Source organism: Planctomonas deserti (genome assembly GCF_003067705.1).
GTDB classification, from domain to species: Bacteria; Actinomycetota; Actinomycetes; order Actinomycetales; family Microbacteriaceae; genus Planctomonas; species Planctomonas deserti.
In genome coordinates this window covers 105,942-122,154 of sequence record NZ_QANL01000004.1, presented here as the reverse complement: position 1 = coordinate 122,154, position 16,213 = coordinate 105,942, and the positions used below count along the sequence as shown (strand labels likewise).

General features: G+C 71.6%; 11 protein-coding genes. 7 read left to right on the top strand and 4 right to left on the bottom strand.

Features of this window, described 5'->3' with window-relative positions:
- Nucleotides 1-42: 42 nt before the first annotated feature.
- Complete coding sequence (locus DAI20_RS14060) at nucleotides 43-1,347, bottom strand: ABC transporter substrate-binding protein (protein WP_240606086.1); 1,305 nt, start codon at nucleotides 1,345-1,347, stop codon at nucleotides 43-45.
- A 212-nt stretch (nucleotides 1,348-1,559) separates the two neighbouring features.
- Between DAI20_RS14060 and DAI20_RS14055 the strand changes: the two genes are divergently transcribed.
- A complete protein-coding gene (locus DAI20_RS14055) occupies nucleotides 1,560-2,585 on the top strand; it encodes a LacI family DNA-binding transcriptional regulator (RefSeq protein WP_108252579.1) in 1,026 nt (341 codons plus the stop codon).
- A 92-nt stretch (nucleotides 2,586-2,677) separates the two neighbouring features.
- On the opposite strand, the gene glgX is transcribed toward DAI20_RS14055, so the two are convergent.
- Nucleotides 2,678-4,819: a glycogen debranching protein GlgX gene (glgX, locus tag DAI20_RS14050; RefSeq protein WP_108251938.1), complete on the bottom strand. Its 2,142-nt coding sequence runs from the start codon at nucleotides 4,817-4,819 to the stop codon at nucleotides 2,678-2,680.
- A gap of 27 nt (nucleotides 4,820-4,846) precedes the next feature.
- Complete coding sequence (locus DAI20_RS14045) at nucleotides 4,847-5,899, bottom strand: NAD(P)-dependent alcohol dehydrogenase (protein ID WP_108251936.1); 1,053 nt, start codon at nucleotides 5,897-5,899, stop codon at nucleotides 4,847-4,849.
- A gap of 185 nt (nucleotides 5,900-6,084) precedes the next feature.
- On the opposite strand from DAI20_RS14045, the gene DAI20_RS14040 reads away from it, so the two are divergent.
- From DAI20_RS14040 to DAI20_RS14015, 6 genes are all read left to right on the top strand, one after another.
- On the top strand, nucleotides 6,085-7,185 hold the full coding sequence (locus DAI20_RS14040; protein ID WP_159085074.1) for a LolA family protein: 1,101 nt from the start codon (nucleotides 6,085-6,087) through the stop codon (nucleotides 7,183-7,185).
- Between the two features lie 58 nt (nucleotides 7,186-7,243).
- Entirely contained in the window at nucleotides 7,244-8,209 is a 966-nt protein-coding gene (locus DAI20_RS14035; RefSeq protein WP_108252577.1) for an ABC transporter ATP-binding protein, read from the top strand.
- Nucleotides 8,199-9,026, top strand: a complete 828-nt coding sequence (locus tag DAI20_RS14030; RefSeq protein WP_108251932.1) for an ABC transporter permease — start codon at nucleotides 8,199-8,201, stop codon at nucleotides 9,024-9,026. Before DAI20_RS14035 ends, DAI20_RS14030 begins: the two co-directional genes overlap by 11 nt.
- A 40-nt stretch (nucleotides 9,027-9,066) precedes the next feature.
- Nucleotides 9,067-11,514, top strand: coding sequence for a phosphoketolase family protein (locus tag DAI20_RS14025; protein WP_108251930.1), 2,448 nt, complete (start codon nucleotides 9,067-9,069; stop codon nucleotides 11,512-11,514).
- Nucleotides 11,515-11,647: 133 nt separating this feature from the next.
- Nucleotides 11,648-14,260 (top strand): ATP-binding protein, encoded by a 2,613-nt coding sequence (locus tag DAI20_RS14020; RefSeq protein ID WP_108251928.1) that lies wholly within the window; start codon nucleotides 11,648-11,650, stop codon nucleotides 14,258-14,260.
- A gap of 203 nt (nucleotides 14,261-14,463) precedes the next feature.
- Complete coding sequence (locus DAI20_RS14015; protein WP_240606085.1) at nucleotides 14,464-15,873, top strand: MFS transporter; 1,410 nt, start codon at nucleotides 14,464-14,466, stop codon at nucleotides 15,871-15,873.
- 61 nt (nucleotides 15,874-15,934) lie between these two features.
- Here DAI20_RS14015 and DAI20_RS14010 read toward each other — a convergent pair whose 3' ends face one another.
- The gene (locus DAI20_RS14010) at nucleotides 15,935-16,174 is read right to left on the bottom strand and encodes a PLD nuclease N-terminal domain-containing protein (RefSeq protein WP_108251925.1); all 240 of its coding nucleotides are present in this window, start codon (nucleotides 16,172-16,174) and stop codon (nucleotides 15,935-15,937) included.
- Nucleotides 16,175-16,213 lie beyond the last annotated feature (39 nt).

Genomic DNA, 16,213 nt, shown 5'->3' with positions numbered 1-16,213 from the left:
GGTATCCGGGCCGGCGTCGGTCGGAAGCGGGCGTGCGGTGCATCAGAGGTCGGTGCGCTGGGACAGACGCGCCCAGTCGGTGTCGAGCTTCGCGAGGAACGGCTGGGCCTCGCGGTCGATCACGAACTCCTGCAGGTAGTTCTGCAGCGGGATCGTGTTGGGGAGGTAGGTCCCGGCGCCCTGGTAGAACCGCCCCTCGGTGTACGCCTCCTGCAGGCCCTGGATGCGCGGGTCCGTGACGGGCGGCGCGTTCTCGAGCGTCGAGTAGGCCAGGTTCTCCTGGTTGTACGTGTTGAGCACCTCGGGCGACATGAGGTACTGCAGGAAGGTCACCGACTGGTCCCGGTGGGCGACACCGTTGGGGATCCAGACCGCGAGGTCGAGGTTCACCCGCGCGCGGGTCTGCTCAGGGTCCTCGGTCATGGGCAGCGGGAAGGTGCCGACGTTCACGTCCTCGTTGATGACGTTGACCTCGCCGATGGCCCACGGCCCCTGCAGGTACATGGCGGCCTCGCCGTTCGCGAAGGCCGCGTTGCCGTCGGGATAGGCCCGGGTCAGCGCGTTCTCCTGGGAGAAGTCGAACAGCTCGGACATGCGCTCCGCGACCTTGGCGAAGTCCTTCTGGAACGACGTCTCGGAGTTCGGGCCGACGCTCGGGCCCTCGTCGCGCAGTCGGTCATAGAAGTCGGCGACGTCCAGCAGGCCGCCCGCGGCGTAGTCGAAGTGACCCTGGCTGACCGTCCACATGTCGCGGAAGGTGCCGTAGATCGGGATGATGCCGGCGTCGCGGAACACGCCGCACGCCGCGGTGAACTCGCTCCAGGTGGTCGGCACCTCCACGTTGTTCTGGTCGAACAGGTCCCGGTTGTAGACGACCCCGGCCGCCGTGATGGAGAACGGCAGCACGTTCGTCTGGTCCTTGTACTGCGCGTACTGGGTGACCAGGTCCTGCACGCTCGCCTGCACGGTCGCCGCCTCGGGCAGGTCCGAGAGGTCGGAGAGCATGCCGCGACCGAGGAAGGTCGACGCCTCGAGGTTGTAGTTGTAGCAGGCCACATCCGGGTAGGAGCCGCGCACCATCTGGGCCACGAGACTCACGGGGGAGTCGTCGTGGCGCACGAGGATCTCCGACTGCGACTCGTTGAAGCGGTCGACGAGGTCGCTGAAGTAGCCGATCACCTCGCGCTTGTTCTGCACGAACCGGATGGCCGTGCGGCTGGACCCCTGCGGTGCGCAGCCGGTGAGCCCCAGGGTCATGCCGGCCGCACCGAGGCCGAGCCCGGTGAGCAGGACGCGGCGGCTGAACGGACGGCTGCCGGGAACGGTGATCAGTGGAACCTCGGGCACGTCTTCGTCTCCCTCGACTCGAGAAGCGCGTGTCCAGACCCCGATGTCGGAAGCGCTTCCGAACCGCCACTATCGACCCGGCGGAGCAGCGCCGTCAACCCCTTGTCGGCCGCGGCACCGTGACGGTTGACTACGGTTCGTCTGTCCCTGCACCACCGGCCGTGCTTAGATGCCGCCAGCCCGTACCCCCGAAACTCGAGACAGTGGAACCCGTGCTCAGGTCGCCCGACAGAGTCACCCTCGCCGACATCGCGGCGCGCGCCGGGGTCTCCCTCGCCACCGCGTCACGGGCGCTCAGCGACTCGTACGGGGTCTCGCCGGGCACGCGGGACAGGGTCCGCTCCGTCGCGGACCAGCTGTCCTTCGTCGTGTCACCGGAGGCGTCCCGGCTGGCGGGAGGGCGGACGGGCCGGGTCGCGGTCGTGGTGCCGCACCTGTCGCGCTGGTTCTTCGCGGAGATGCTCGCGGGCGTCGAGGAGGTGCTGCGCGAGGCGGGAATCGACCTGCTGCTCTACAACGTCGACACGCTGGACCACCGCAGGCACTTCTTCGAGCGGCTGCCGGCGAGGCGCAAGGTCGACGCGGTCGTGGTGCTCGCGTTCCCGGTCACGGAGGAGGAGCGCCAGCGGCTCGACCTCCTCGGCGTCGGCATCGTGGCGGCCGGCGGGCAGAGCGCCCGCTATCCCTTCGTCTGCATCGACGACCGCGCCGCAGGCGCCCAGGCCATGGACCACCTGCTCTCGCTCGGTCACGAACGCATCGCGATGATCGCGGCGGAGACGCCGCTGGCGCCGGGCTGGCCCGCGGTCAACCGCCGCTCCCTGGCGTATCACGAGGCGCTCGCCGCCGCGGGGATCCCCGCGGACCCCGCTCTCGTTCGGGACGGGGACTGGGGCGGCGAGGAGGGTGCGGCGGCGATGGCGGACCTGCTCGCGTCCGGGCCGCCGCCGACGGCGGTGTACGCGCACAGCGACGAGGTCGCCCTCGGCGCTCTACGCACCCTGCGTCGCGAGGGGTTGCGAGTGCCGGAGGACGTGTCCGTGATCGGCATCGACGATCACCCGCTCGCCGCGCTCTCGGATCTCACGACCGTGCATCAGGGGGTGCGGGAGCAGGGAAGGACAGCAGGGCAGATGGTGCTCGGACTGATCTCGCAGGACCCGACCGCCGCCCGCGCCGCGGTCGTGCCCACGAGGCTCGTCGTCCGCGGCACGACCGGTCCGCCCCGGCGCGGCTGACGGATCCGGCCGATCAGACCCCGATCAGACCGCGGGGATCAGGCGGCCAGCATCCGGCCGCGGGGTCAGACCGCGAGGATGAGATGAGCGGCTTAGACCGCGGGGATCAGGCGCAGCACCCGCATCGCGTGCCCGGCCACGGCAACACGCGCACCGCCCGGGAGGTCCGCGTCGGCGTCCGTCTCGCACTCCGCGCCTCCGAGCGGACCCGCCGGCGCCGGCAGGGCCGTGTCGAGCCCCGGGCGCCAGCGCGCGGGACCGGCCGGGTCACCGGGCAGCACGAACTCGACGTCCTCGGAGTGCGCGTTGAACAGCAGCAGGAAGCTGTCGTCCCGCACCCGCTGGCCCCGCGGGCCGGGGTCGGGCAGCTCCTCGCCGTTCAGAAACACGCCGAGGGTCTTGGCGAAGCCCACCGCCCAGTCGTCGTGCGTCATCTCCTCGCCGTCCGGCCGGATCCAGGCGATGTCGGACATCTCTGTGCCGAAGATCGGGCGGCCGGCGAAAAAGCGCCGCCGCCGGAAGACCGGATGCTCCCGGCGGAACGCGATGAGCTCGGCGCAGAACCGCAGGAACTCCTCGTCCGCGGACTCCCAGTCCAGCCAGGAGATCTCGTTGTCCTGGCAGTAGGCGTTGTTGTTGCCGCCCTGGGTGCGGCCGATCTCGTCGCCGCCGCAGATCATGGGCACGCCCTGGGACAGCAGGAGGGTCGCCATCAGGCTGCGCCGCCGCCGCTCCCGGAGCGCGACTACCGCGGCGTCGTCCGTCGGACCCTCAGCGCCCGAGTTCCATGACCGGTTGTCGTCGTGGCCGTCGCGGTTCCCCTCCCCGTTCGCCTCGTTGTGCTTCTCGTTGTAGCTGACCAGGTCGGTCAGCGTGAAGCCGTCGTGCGCCGTGACGAAGTTGAGGCTCGCGTACGGGCGGCGGCCGGTCGGCCCGTACAGGTCGGAGCTGCCGGTGAGGCGGTAGGCGAAGTCCGCGAGCGTGCGGTCGGCGCCGCGCCAGTAGTCCCGCACGGTGTCACGGTACTTGCCGTTCCATTCCGACCACAGGGTCGGGAAGTTGCCGACCTGGTAGCCGCCCTCGCCCAGGTCCCACGGTTCGGCGATGAGCTTCACCTGGCTGAGCACGGGATCGATCTGGATCAGGTCGAAGAACGCGGAGAGGTTGTCCACCTCGTGGAACTGCCGAGCGAGGCTCGCCGCGAGGTCGAAGCGGAAACCGTCGACGTGCATCTCGGTCACCCAGTAGCGCAGCGAGTCGATGATGAGCTGCAGCACGTGCGGGTGCCGCATGTTGAGGGTGTTCCCCGTGCCCGTCGTGTCGAAGTAGTACCGCCCGTAGCCGCTCGTGCGGTAGTAGGCGCGGTTGTCGATCCCCTTGAGGGAGAGCACGGGCCCGAGGTGGTTGCCCTCGGCCGTGTGGTTGTAGACGACGTCGAGGATCACCTCGATGCCCGCCGCGTGCAGGGTCTTGACCATGTACCGGAACTCGGCCGCGACCTGGTCGACGCCCCAGGCGGAGTAGTCGCTGTGCGGCGCGAGGAAACCGATCGAGTTGTAGCCCCAATAGTTGCGGAGACCGCGGTCGGCGAGCACGTGGTCGTGCACGAAGTGGTGCACGGGCATGAGCTCGACTGCCGTGACCCCCAGGCGCGTCAGGTGGGCGATCGCCGCGGGGTGGGCCATGCCGGCGTAGGTGCCGCGCAGCTCCTCCGGGATGTCGGGATGGCGCATGGTGAAACCGCGCACGTGCGCCTCGTAGACCACGGTCTGGTGCCATGGGGTCCGCAGCAGGCGGTCGTCGCCCCAGTCGAACCAGGGGTTGGTGACGACGGACCGGGGCATGACGGCCGCGCTGTCGGCGTCGTCCCGGGCGAGGTCGTCACCGCCGAGCGGGTAGCCGTAGGCCTCCTGGCCCCAGCGCACCTGCCCGTCGATCGCCTTCGCATACGGGTCGAGGAGCAGTTTCGCCGGATTGCAGCGGAGCCCGGTCGCCGGGTCGTACGGGCCGTGCACCCGATAGCCGTACCGCTGCCCCGGACCGATGCCGGGCAGGAAGCAGTGCCACACGTAGCCGTCGACCTCGGTCATCCGGACCCTGCGCTCCTCCCCGCCGTCGGCGGGGAAGAGGCAGAGCTCGACGAGGTCGGCGGCCTCGCTGAACAGCGTGAAGTTGGTGCCGACCCCGTCGTACGTCGCCCCGAGCGGATACGGCTGCCCCGGCCAGATCTCCATCGGCGTCCTCCCGGCAGGTGCTGCCCGCTAGGAGGCGGGGATCGTCGCCGTGTCGATCACGAAGCGGTAGCGCACGTCGCTGCGGACGACGCGGTCGTACGCCTCGTTCACGTGCGACGCGTCGATGAGCTCGATCTCCGCCGCGATGCCGTGCTCGGCGCAGAAGTCGAGCATCTCCTGGGTCTCCCGGATACCGCCGATGTTGGAACCGGCGATGCTCCGGCGGCCGCCGATGACGGAGCCGACCCGGAAGGTCTGGGCGTCCTCGGGCAGGCCGACGAACACGAGGGAGCCGTTGCGGCGGAGCGTGCCCAGGTAGGCGTCGACGTCCACGTCGGCCGAGACGGTGTTGATGATGAGGTCGAAGGACCCGCGCAGCCGGGAGAAGGTCTCCGGGTCGCTGGTCGCGTAGTACTCGTCCGCTCCGAGCCGCATGCCGTCCTCGCGCTTGGAGAGCGTCTGGGAGAGCACGGTGACGTGCGCCCCGAGCGCGTGCGCGATCTGCACCCCCATGTGGCCGAGGCCGCCCATGCCGACGACGGCCACGCGGGTGCCAGGGCCGGCGCCCCAGTGCTTGAGCGGCGAGTACGTGGTGATGCCGGCGCAGAGCAGCGGGGCTGCGGCGTCGAGCGCGAGCCCCTCGGGGATCCCGAGCACGTAGTTCTCGTCGACGACGACGCGCCGGCTGTAGCCGCCGTACGTCGGCTCCCCGCTGTACTGGCGGCCGTTGTAGGTGGGCACGTTGCCCTTCAGGCAGAACTGCTCCTCACCGGCGAGGCAGTTCTCGCACTCGCGGCAGGAGTCGACGAAGCAGCCGACGCCGACCCGGTCGCCCACGGCGTAGCGTGTGACGCCGTCACCGATCGCGGACACGATGCCCGCGATCTCGTGGCCCGGCACCATCGGGAAGAGGGCGGGTCCCCACTCCTCGCGGACCTGGTGGATGTCGGAGTGGCAGATGCCCGCGTAGGCGACGTCGATCTGCACGTCGTGAGCGCCGACGTCCCGCACCTCGACGGTCGAAGCCTCGAAGGGGGCGCTGGCGGACGGGGTGACGAGGGCGGGGACTGTGCTGGTCATGGGGCCTTCCGGGACAGGAAAATGCCGGAACGCTTCCGTCCCGGCATCGGTGATCATTCCCACGCTACGCCAGCCGCGAGGGCGTCGCCTGCGGCGTTCCGGGAGGGGTGCGCTCTCCCTGGTGGCACGCAGGAGTCGGGCGTATCGTGTCGCATACCGATGCGGGCGAAGACGGGCGGTGCGGCATGACTACGCGACGATGGCAGCGCTGGATTCCTGCCGCGGTGATACCGGTCGTGGTGGTCGGCGGGGCGCTCGCCCTCCCGCTCCGCGCCGGGGCCGAGGTTCCGCTTCCCGAGCGCTCGCCGCAGGAGGTCCTCGCCCTCCTCGCCGAGAGCGACGTCGACACGTTCTCCGGCACCGTCGAGCAGACCTCCGACCTCGGCCTCCCGTCGCTTCCCTCGCTGTCCGGCGAGGAGATGGGCCTCGGCGCCGGCCTCGAGGTCCTGACCGCCGACCACGAGGTGCGCGTCTACGCGGACGGACCCGACCGCTTCCGCCTGCAGGTGCTCGACGAAAGAGGCGAGCGCCAGTTGGTGCTCAACGGCGCCGAGGCGTGGACCTACGACTTCCGCGAGAACGAGGCCATGCGCGTCACCCTCCCGGACGGCGCGAAGGAGCGCATCGAGAGCCGCCTGAACGAGCTGAAGTCCGAGCAGACCATGACCCCCTCGGCCATCGCCGAGCGCGCGCTCGCCGCCATCGATCCGAGCACCGAGGTGACCACGCGGGACAACGTGCGCGTCGCCGGCCGGTCGGCGTACGAGCTCGTGCTGAGCCCCCGCTACGAGGACACCCTCGTGGGGTCCGTCGCGATCGCGGTCGACGCGGAGACCGGCATGCCGCTCCGCGCCTCCATCACCGCCCGCGGTGAGACGGCACCCGCCGCTAGCGTCGCCTTCACCCGGCTCTCCCTGGACGCCCCCGAGGAGAGCCTGTTCACCTTCTCGCCGCCCGCGGGCGCCGCCGTCACCGAGAAGACGCTGTCCGAGAGGACGCCGTCCGGCGACTCGGCCGGAGTCGAGGCGCGATCGGGCGAGCACCACGTCACCCACGAGGAGCCGACGGTCGTCGGTTCCGGCTGGTCCGCCGTCGCGGCCCTCCCCGCGGGATCCGTCCCGGCCGAGGTGTCGTCGAACCCGCTCCTGCTCGAGGCGACCACCCCGGTCGCCGGTGGTCGCGCTCTGTCGACCGCCCTGTTCTCCGTCCTGCTGACGGACGCCGGAGGGGCGTTCGCCGGGGCGGTGCCCGTCGAGCAGCTGCAGGCGGCGGCCGCGGCCCGGTGAGCGCGGCGCCGTGAGCATCGGTCCCGGCGCACGGCCGCTCGACGCGCAGTCCCCCGAGGTGCAGTCCTCCGGAGTTGGATCCCCGGGCACGCAGTCCCTCGCCATCGAGACGCGCGGCCTGACCAAGACCTTCGGACGTCAGGTGGCGGTGGACTCCGTTGACCTCGCGGTGCCGAGAGGCTCGGTCTTCGGCTTCCTCGGACCGAACGGCTCGGGCAAGACCACCACCATCCGCATCCTCCTCGGCCTCGCCGCTCCGACGCGGGGATCGGTGAGCCTCCTCGGGCGGCCGCTCCCCGCTGGTCTCTCGGCGACCCTGCCCCGCGTCGGTGCGCTTGTCGAGGGCCCGGCGTTCTACCCCTACCTGTCCGGCGAGGCCAATCTGCGCCGGTTCGACGCGGCCAACCCGGTCGGCCATCCGTCGACGAGGGCCGCACGGGTGGCGACAGCACTCGAGCGGGTCGGCCTCGCCGCCGCCGCCCGGAAGCGGGTGCACGCATACTCCCTCGGCATGAAGCAGCGGCTCGGCATCGCGTCCGCCCTGCTCGTGCCCCGTGAGCTCCTGGTGCTCGACGAGCCCACGAACGGCCTCGACCCCCAGGGCACGCGGGAGGTGCGCTCGCTCGTCCGCTCGCTGGCCGCGGAGGGCGTGACCGTGTTCGTCTCCAGCCATCTGCTCGCCGAGATCGAGCAGATGTGCACCCACGCGGCCGTGATGAGCGCGGGGCGCCTCGTCGCCCAGGCGCCGCTCGAGGAGCTGCGCGCGGCGGGATGCGCGTCCGTCACGCTGCGCACGCCAGACCCCGAGCGGGCGGCGGCGGTCTTCGCCAATCTCGGGCTGCGGATGCTGCCCGCGCTCGACGACGAGCTGACGGCCACCATGCCGGTGGGGATGGAGCCGGATCAGGTGGTTGCGGCCCTCGTGGCGGCCGGCGTGCGGGTCCGCGGGTTCGGCGTCACCGAGCAGAGCCTCGAGGACCGATTCGTCGCCCTGACCGGGGAGGGGTTCGACGTTGCCCGCTAGGCCGATCACCGGGGCGCTCCTCGCCTCCGAGCTCGCGTTGCAGTTCCGTCGCAGACGCACCTGGGCCATGCTCCTCGCCCTGGCGGCCGTGCCCGTGCTCGTCGCCGTCGCCGTGCGCGTCTCGTCCGGCCCGCCAAGCGGCCGGGGACCGGTGTTCCTCGACAGGGTCGCCTCCAACGGGCTGTTCGTGGCCATCGCCGGCCTCTCGCTGTCGATCCCGCTGTTCCTTCCCCTGACCGTCGGCGTCGTCTCCGGAGACTCGATCGCGGGGGAGGCGAGCCAGGGGACCCTGCGCTACCTCCTCATCGCGCCGGCCGGGCGCGTGCGGGTGCTGCTCGTCAAGTACGCGGCGTCCGTGGCGTTCTGCCTCGCCGCGGTGTTCGTCAGCGCGCTGGCGGGCGTCCTGATCGGCGCCCTGCTGTTCCCGATCGGGCCCGTGACGCTGATCTCGGGCACCGAGATCAGCCCGCCGGCCGCGCTCGGGCGCCTCGCGCTGGTCGCCGCCTACGTGTCGGTGTCGTTGCTCGGCTTCGCCGCGATCGGGCTGTTCATCTCCACGCTCACCGACGTGCCGGTCGGCGCGATGGCCGCGGCGGTCGTGCTCTCCATCACGGCGCAGGTGCTCGACTCGCTGCCGCAACTGGAGTGGCTGCACCCGTGGCTGTTCACGCACCACTGGCTCGGGTTCATCGACCTCCTCCGCGAACCCGTGTCCTGGGACAGCTTCGGCGACAACGCCCTCGTGCAGGCCTGCTACGTGGTCGTCTTCGGCGCGCTCGCCTACGGGCGCTTCCTCACCCGGGACGTCCTCTCCTAGAGGCCCGGAAACGCTTTCTCCCGAGGGAAGGAGCAACACGATGACCGAATCGTCCGGAAGCTACCTGAGCGTCGTCGACGCGTGGTGGCGGGCGGCCAACTACCTGTCGGTCGGCCAGATCCACCTGATGGACGATCCGCTGCTCGAGCGCCCGCTGACCGCCGCGGACATCAAGCCGCGGCTGCTCGGCCACTGGGGCACGACGCCCGTGCTCAACCTCGTCTACGCCCACCTCAACCGCTTCATCGTCGAGCGCGACCTCAGCGTGCTGTTCGTCGCCGGACCGGGACACGGCGGGGCCGCCGTCGTCGCGAACTCCTGGCTGGACGGCACCTACTCCGAGCTCTATCCCGACGTGCCGCAGGACTCGACCGGCATGCGACGCCTGTTCCGCCAGTTCTCCTTCCCCGGCGGCGTCCCGTCGCACGCGTCCCCGGAGACGCCGGGATCGATCCACGAGGGCGGGGAGCTCGGCTACTCGCTCGTGCACGCGTTCGGTGCCGCGCTCGACAACCCCGAGCTGGTCGTCGCCTGCGTCATCGGCGACGGCGAGGCCGAGACGGCGACCCTCTCGGCGAGCTGGCAGCTCACCATGTTCCTCAATCCGGAGACCGACGGCGCCGTGCTGCCGATCCTCAACCTCAACGGGTACAAGATCGCGAACCCTACGGTGCTCGCCCGCATCCCCGAGGAGCAGCTGCTGCAGCTGTTCCGCGGGCACGGCTACGCCCCCCGCATCGTGACGGGCGGCTTCGACGGCGAGGATCCGTTGCGCGTGCACGAGCGCCTCGCCGAGGCGATGGGCGCGGCGCTCGACGAGATCGCCGCCATCCAGGCCAAGGCGCGGACCACGGGCATGGAGGGACGCCCCGCCTGGCCGATGCTCATCCTGCGCACCCCCAAGGGCTGGACGGGTCCGCGTGTCGTCGACGGCCTGCCGATGGAGGGCACCTGGCGACCGCACCTCGTGCCGCTGACGCGCGTGCGGGAGGATTCCGGACAGCGCGCGCAGCTCGAGGAGTGGCTGCGCGGCTACCGGCCGGAGCAGCTGTTCGGCCGGGACGGGGCGCCGACTCCCGCGCTGGCGCCCAACCGGCCGAGCGGCGACCGCAGGATGAGCGCGAACCCGCACGGCAACGGCGGCCTGCTGCGGAACGCGCTCTCGCTCCCCGCGCTCGAGCGGTACGCCGTCGAGCTCGGCGGGGGACGCGGTCCGCTCGCCGAGCCGACCCGCGTGCTCGGCTCCTGGCTGCGCGACGTCATCGTGGCCAATCCGCGCACGTTCCGCATCTTCGGTCCCGACGAGATGATGTCCAACCGGCTCGAGGACGTGTACGCGGCAACGGCGAAGGCCTGGCAGGGGGAGACGCTGCCGACGGACGAGCACCTCGCGCGGGAGGGGCGGGTCATCGAGGTGCTCAGCGAGAACCTGACCCAGGGGCTTCTCGAGGCCTACGTGCTCACCGGCCGGCACGGCATCTTCACCTCGTACGAGGCGTTCATCCACGTCATCGACTCGATGTTCAACCAGTACGCGAAGTGGCTGGAGCTCGCCGAGCAGGTGCCGTGGCGGCGCTCGGTGTCGTCGTTCACCTACCTGCTCTCCTCGCACGTGTGGCGGCAGGACTACAACGGCTTCTCGCACCAGGACCCCGGCTTCCTCGACCACGTCGTCAACAAGCAGGCGAGCATCGTGCGCGTGTACCTGCCGGTCGACGCGAACTCGCTCCTCGTCACCATGGAGCACTGCCTCGCCTCGCGCGACTACGTGAACGTGGTGGTGGCGGGAAAGCAGCCGACGCCGACGCTGCTCACCCTGGACGAGGCACGGGTGCACGGCGCGCGCGGGGTGAGCATCTGGGACTGGGCGGGCACCGAGGTGCTGGGGGAGGAGCCGGACGTCGTCGTCGCGGCCGCGGGCGACGTGCCGACCCTGGAGGCGATGGCCGCCGTGCAGATCCTGAAGGACGCCATCCCCACCCTGCGCGTGCGGTTCGTCAACGTCGTCGACCTGATGCGTTTGCAGAGCAGCACCGAGCATCCGCACGGGCTCACCGACGAGGAGTTCGACGCGATCTTCACTCACGACAGACCGGTCGTCTTCGCGTTCCACGGCTATCCCTCGCTCGTGCACCAGCTGACCTACCGGCGCGCCAACCACCGGAACATCCACGTGCGCGGGTACAAGGAGCGCGGCACGACGACGACGCCGTTCGCGATGCTGATGATGAACGACCTGGACCGCTTCCGGCTCGTCATGGACGTGGTGCGTCGGGTGCCGGGGCTGGCCGTGCCGCACGCCCCGCTGACCCAGCGAATGGACGACGAGCGCATGGCGCACCGCGAACGGGCCCACCGCTTCGGTGAGGACGGGCCGGACGTGTCGGGCCTGCTGGGGCTGCCGTTCGCCCGCCCGGCGGTGCCGCCCGCCTCGCCGAGCGACAGTGACGCGATGTGGGGCACGATCACGCCGCGCCCCGATCGCTGATCCGCCGGCGGCGATCGAGCGGGCACGGGCGGCCCGCGCTCCGAGTAGCTCTGAGGCCGGTGATGGCGCCCCGCGCGGCGGCCCGCGCGATTTCCCCTAGACCCGGCGGGCCGCTCTGGCGCAGAATCGTGCCATGACCCCCGCGCCGGGCGGTATCCGAACGCCCGATCAACGGCTCCGCGTCTTCGTCAGCTCGACGCTCAAAGAGCTGGCGCCGGAGCGCGCCGCCGCACGCCTCGCCATCGAGCGCCTGCACCTGGCCCCGGTGATGTTCGAGCTCGGGGCCAGGCCGCACCCGCCCCGCGAGCTCTACCGCGCCTACCTGCGGCAGAGCGACGTGTTCGTCGGGCTCTACGCCGAGCGTTACGGCTGGGTCGCCCCCGGCGAGACCGTCTCCGGCCTGGAGGACGAGTACAACCTCGCGGGATCGCTGCCGAAGCTCATCTACATCAAGGAGCCGGCGCCCGCCCGCGAGCCCCGCCTCACCGAGCTGCTCGCCCGGGTGCGCGACGACGACACGACGTCGTTCAAGTACTACTCGACGCCCCGCGAACTGCGCGCGCTGCTCGAGGTGGACCTCGCCATCCTGCTCGCCGACCGGTTCGACCAGAGCAAGCCGGTGGCCGTCGAGCCGGCGATCGCGGAGAAGGGGCCGCACGACCTGCTCGACCGCGACGTCGCCGTGCTCCCCGCCCCGCTCACCGCGCTGCTCGGTCGCGAGCGCGAGATGGCCGAGGTGGAGCGCCTGCTCGCCAGCCCGTCCGTGCGACTCGTGACGCTGCTCGGCTCCGGCGGCATCGGCAAGAGCCGGCTGGCCGTCGAGGTGGCGTCCCGGGCGCGGGCGCGCGGAGACGTCGAGGTCGCATTCGTCGACCTGACCCCGGTGCAGCACGCCGCCCTCGTGCCCAACGTGATCGCGGAGGCGCTCGGCGTGCTCGACACCGGCGACCAGCCCCTCGAGCACAAGCTGAAGACCGCGCTGCGCTCGCGCCGGATGCTCGTGGTCGTGGACAACTTCGAGCAGGTGCTCGACGCCGCCCCCGTGCTCACCACGCTGCTCGCCGCCGCGCCGGAGGTGATGTTCCTGGTCACGAGCCGCACCCTGCTGCGGGTGTCCGGGGAGCACGCCGTCGAGGTGGGACCGCTCGAGCTGCCCGGCGCATCCCGCACCCTCACCCCCGAGCAGGCCGTCGAGTCCCCGTCCGTCGCGCTCTTCGTGGAGCGGGCCCGCGCGGTGAAGCCCGACTTCGCGGTGACGGCAGACAACGCCGCCGCGCTCGCCGCCATCAGCGTCGCCCTCGACGGGGTGCCGCTCGCGCTCGAGCTCGCCGCCGCCCGGGTGCGGATGCTCCCGCCCGCCGCCATCCTCGCGCGCCTGGACCGCGGCCTTGCACTTCTCGCCGGCGGCCCGCGCGACCTGCCCGCCCGCCAGCAGACCCTGCGCAGCACCATCGAGTGGAGCACGCAGCTGCTGGACGAGCCGGAGCGACGGCTGCTCGCCGAGCTCGGCGTGTTCGCGGGCGGCTTCTCGCTCGAGGCCGTCGAGGCGGTGGCCGAGGGCGTGCCGAGCGTGAGCGGCGACCCGGTGCTCGGCCTGGGCATCCTCGTGGACAACTCGCTCGTGCGGGAGCAGGACCGCGCGGGACGGCCGATCTACTCGCTGCTCGCGACCGTGCGCGAGTACGCGCTCGAGCAGCTGGCCGAGCGCGGGGAGCTCGAGACCGCCCGGGAAGCTCACGCCCGCTACTTCGTGAACCTCGCTCGCTCGGTCGACGCCCGGCTGAAGGATGCGGATCAGCGCGAGGCCATCGGACTGCTGAACGACGAGCGCGACAACCTTCGGGCGGCGGCCCGGTATCTGCTCGACGAGGGCAGGCATGCCGAGATCGCGGAGTTCGCCTGGCACCTCATCGTCTACTGGTGGGTGGGCGGACTGCTCGGCGAGGTGCGCGCCTGGATGGACGAGGTGCTGAGCGCGACGAACGGCTCGTCAGATCGCGTGCGCGCCATCGCGCTGTACTTCACGCGGTCGATCACGCTCTGGCAGGGGCCCAACGAGTGGGTCGTCCCCGGCCTCAGCGAGAGCGTCGAGCTCTTCCGGCGCGAGGGCGACTCCTCGGGCGAGGGACTCGCGCTGCTCTTCCTCGCGCTCGCGCTCCTCGCCGGCTCGTCGCCGGACCTCGACCGTGCGGAGGAGTGCCTCGAGCGCAGCGTATCGGTGCTCCGCGACTCCGGCGACGGATGGGGCGAGGCGATGGCGCTCGTCACGCTCGGCCGGGTCTCGCTGCTGAAGAAGGCGGTGGGGCGCGCCGTCGAGCGCTTCGACACGGCGCTCGGCCTGGCGCGCGGCCGGCGGGACGACCTCGGGATCACCATCGCGCTGCAGCATCTTGGCTGGGCGAAGCTCGTGTCCGGCAGGGTGGACGAGGCGCGTGCCTCGTTCGAGGAGAGCCTCGCCGTCGCCGCGCAGCTCGGCCACACGGAGGGGGTCGCGTTCGGGCTGGAGGGCCTCACCGCGATCGCGGCCGAGGAACGGGATGTTCCCCGGGCGGGACGCCTGCTCGGCGCATCCGAGGCTCTGCGGCGGCAGTCCGGGCTGGCCAACGCCACCTCGTTCTCCTTCCACCAGCACTACCTCGCGCCCCTGCTCGGCGGGGAGGAGTCGCCCGACCTGGAGCGGGTGCGCAGCGAGGGCGAGGAGCTCTCGATCGACGAGGCGGTCGTGTTCGCGCTCGAGGGCCGCTGACCGGATCCGCGTCGCGCGGGTCTCCGTCGGGCGGTTTCGCGTCGGGCGGATGCGGTCGGGCGGATTCTCGTCGGGCGGGTCTCCGTCGGGCGGCCGGATGGGCGGAACGGCCGGAGCGCCGGCCGTGTCATCGATCGATCGGACGCTGCCCGCGGTGGCGGTAATCTGTCCCGAGTGACGGCAGCGGTGCGGGACGACGGAGCGTGAGCGGGGAGACCCGGGCGAGGGCGACGGCGGTGCTCGTGGCCGCTGCCCTCTTCATGGAGCTGCTGGACGGCACGATCCTCGTCACGGCGGCGCCGCGCATCGCGGCCGACTTCGGGGTGCAGTCCGCCGACGTGAACGTGGTCATGACCGCGTACCTGATCGCGGTCGCCTGCTCGATCCCGCTGGGCGGCTGGCTGGCGTCCCGGCTGGGCGCCCGCGTCGTCTTCTGCACGTCGGTCGCGGTATTCACGGTCGCGTCGCTGCTCTGCGCGCTGAGCGGAGACCTGCTCAGCCTGACCCTCGCGCGCGTGCTCCAGGGCCTAGCCGGCGGCATGATGGTACCGGTGGGCCGCCTCGTGGTGCTGCGCAACACGGACAAGGCGGGACTCGTGCGCGCGATCGCCGTGCTGACCTGGCCGTCGCTGCTCGCGCCCGTCATCGCCCCCGTGATCGGCGGATTCCTCACGACGCTCGCGGGTTGGCAGTCGATCTTCTTCGTCAACCTGCCCATCGGGGTCGCCCTCCTCGTCGCCGCCCTGCTTGTGGTGCGCGACGTGAACGCGCCGCCCGCGCGGCGCCTCGACCTCCCCGGCCTCGCCCTGTGCACCCTCACGGTGCTCGTGCTCCTCGTGGCACTCGAGCTCGCCCATTCGGGCGACCCCGTCCTCCCCGTGCTGCTCGTGGTCGTCGGTCTCGCGCTCGGGGCGGCATCCGTAGCCTGGCTGCTGCGGCGACCGAACCCGCTGCTCGACCTCCGGATCTTCCGCGTGCCGACGTTCCGGGTGACGAACTCGGGCGGGTTCGTCTTCCGCCTCGTGATCAGCGCCGTGCCGTTCGTGCTCCCGCTGCTGTTCCAGGACGGGTTCGGCTGGTCGCCCATCGAGGCGGGCGTCGCGGTGACGGCGCTGTTCCTCGGCAACGTCACGGTGAAGCCCATCACCACGCCGCTCATGCGGCGGTTCGGCTTCCGCGCCGTGCTGATCGGCGCCGTGTCGGGCAGCATCCTCGCGCTGGCGCTGTTCGGGCTGCTCGGACCCGCGCTGCCGGTGCCGCTCATCTGGGCGCTCGCCTATGCGAGCGGGGCGGCGCGGTCGATCGGCTTCAGCGCGTACAACTCGATCCAGTTCGCCGACGTGCACGCCGAGGACCTGACGAACGCCAACACCCTGTCGGCGACGCTCTCCGAGCTGTCCGCCGCGCTCGGCATAGCGATCGCGGCCACCTCGCTGCGCTTCCTGGCCGGTCCGGGGGAGGCGGCGGGAAATCCGCTCCTCGCCTACCACGGCACGTTCCTGGCGCTCGCGGTGCTGCTCGTGATGAGCCTGGTGAGCGCGGTCCGCCTCCCGGCCGACGCCGGGGACCACGTGAGCCGCGCGCCCCGCCCGGTCTCGCGCAGCGGATCCTGAACTCGCACCGTCCCTAACCGGTGTGAGTGCGCGTGCCGCTGCTCCGCAGCCGCGCCCGGAGCTACCCGGCCGATCTCGGTTCAGCGGAGCGGCGTCCGATGAACAGCCACGCCAGCGGCCCGAGCACCGGGATGAGGATCGCGACGAGCGTCCAGGCCAGCGACTGCGTCGGGGTCAGATTCCTCGCCGTGCGGGCCAGCGACACCAGGGCGACCACCAGCAGCAGAAGAACGATTACTGCCGATGCCGTCCAGGCAACGTCGAAACCGGCGGGGATCAGAGGGTTGCTCGGCTCGGGCATGCCTCACCCTAGTGCGACCGGCGGGAGTGCCGCGGGTGC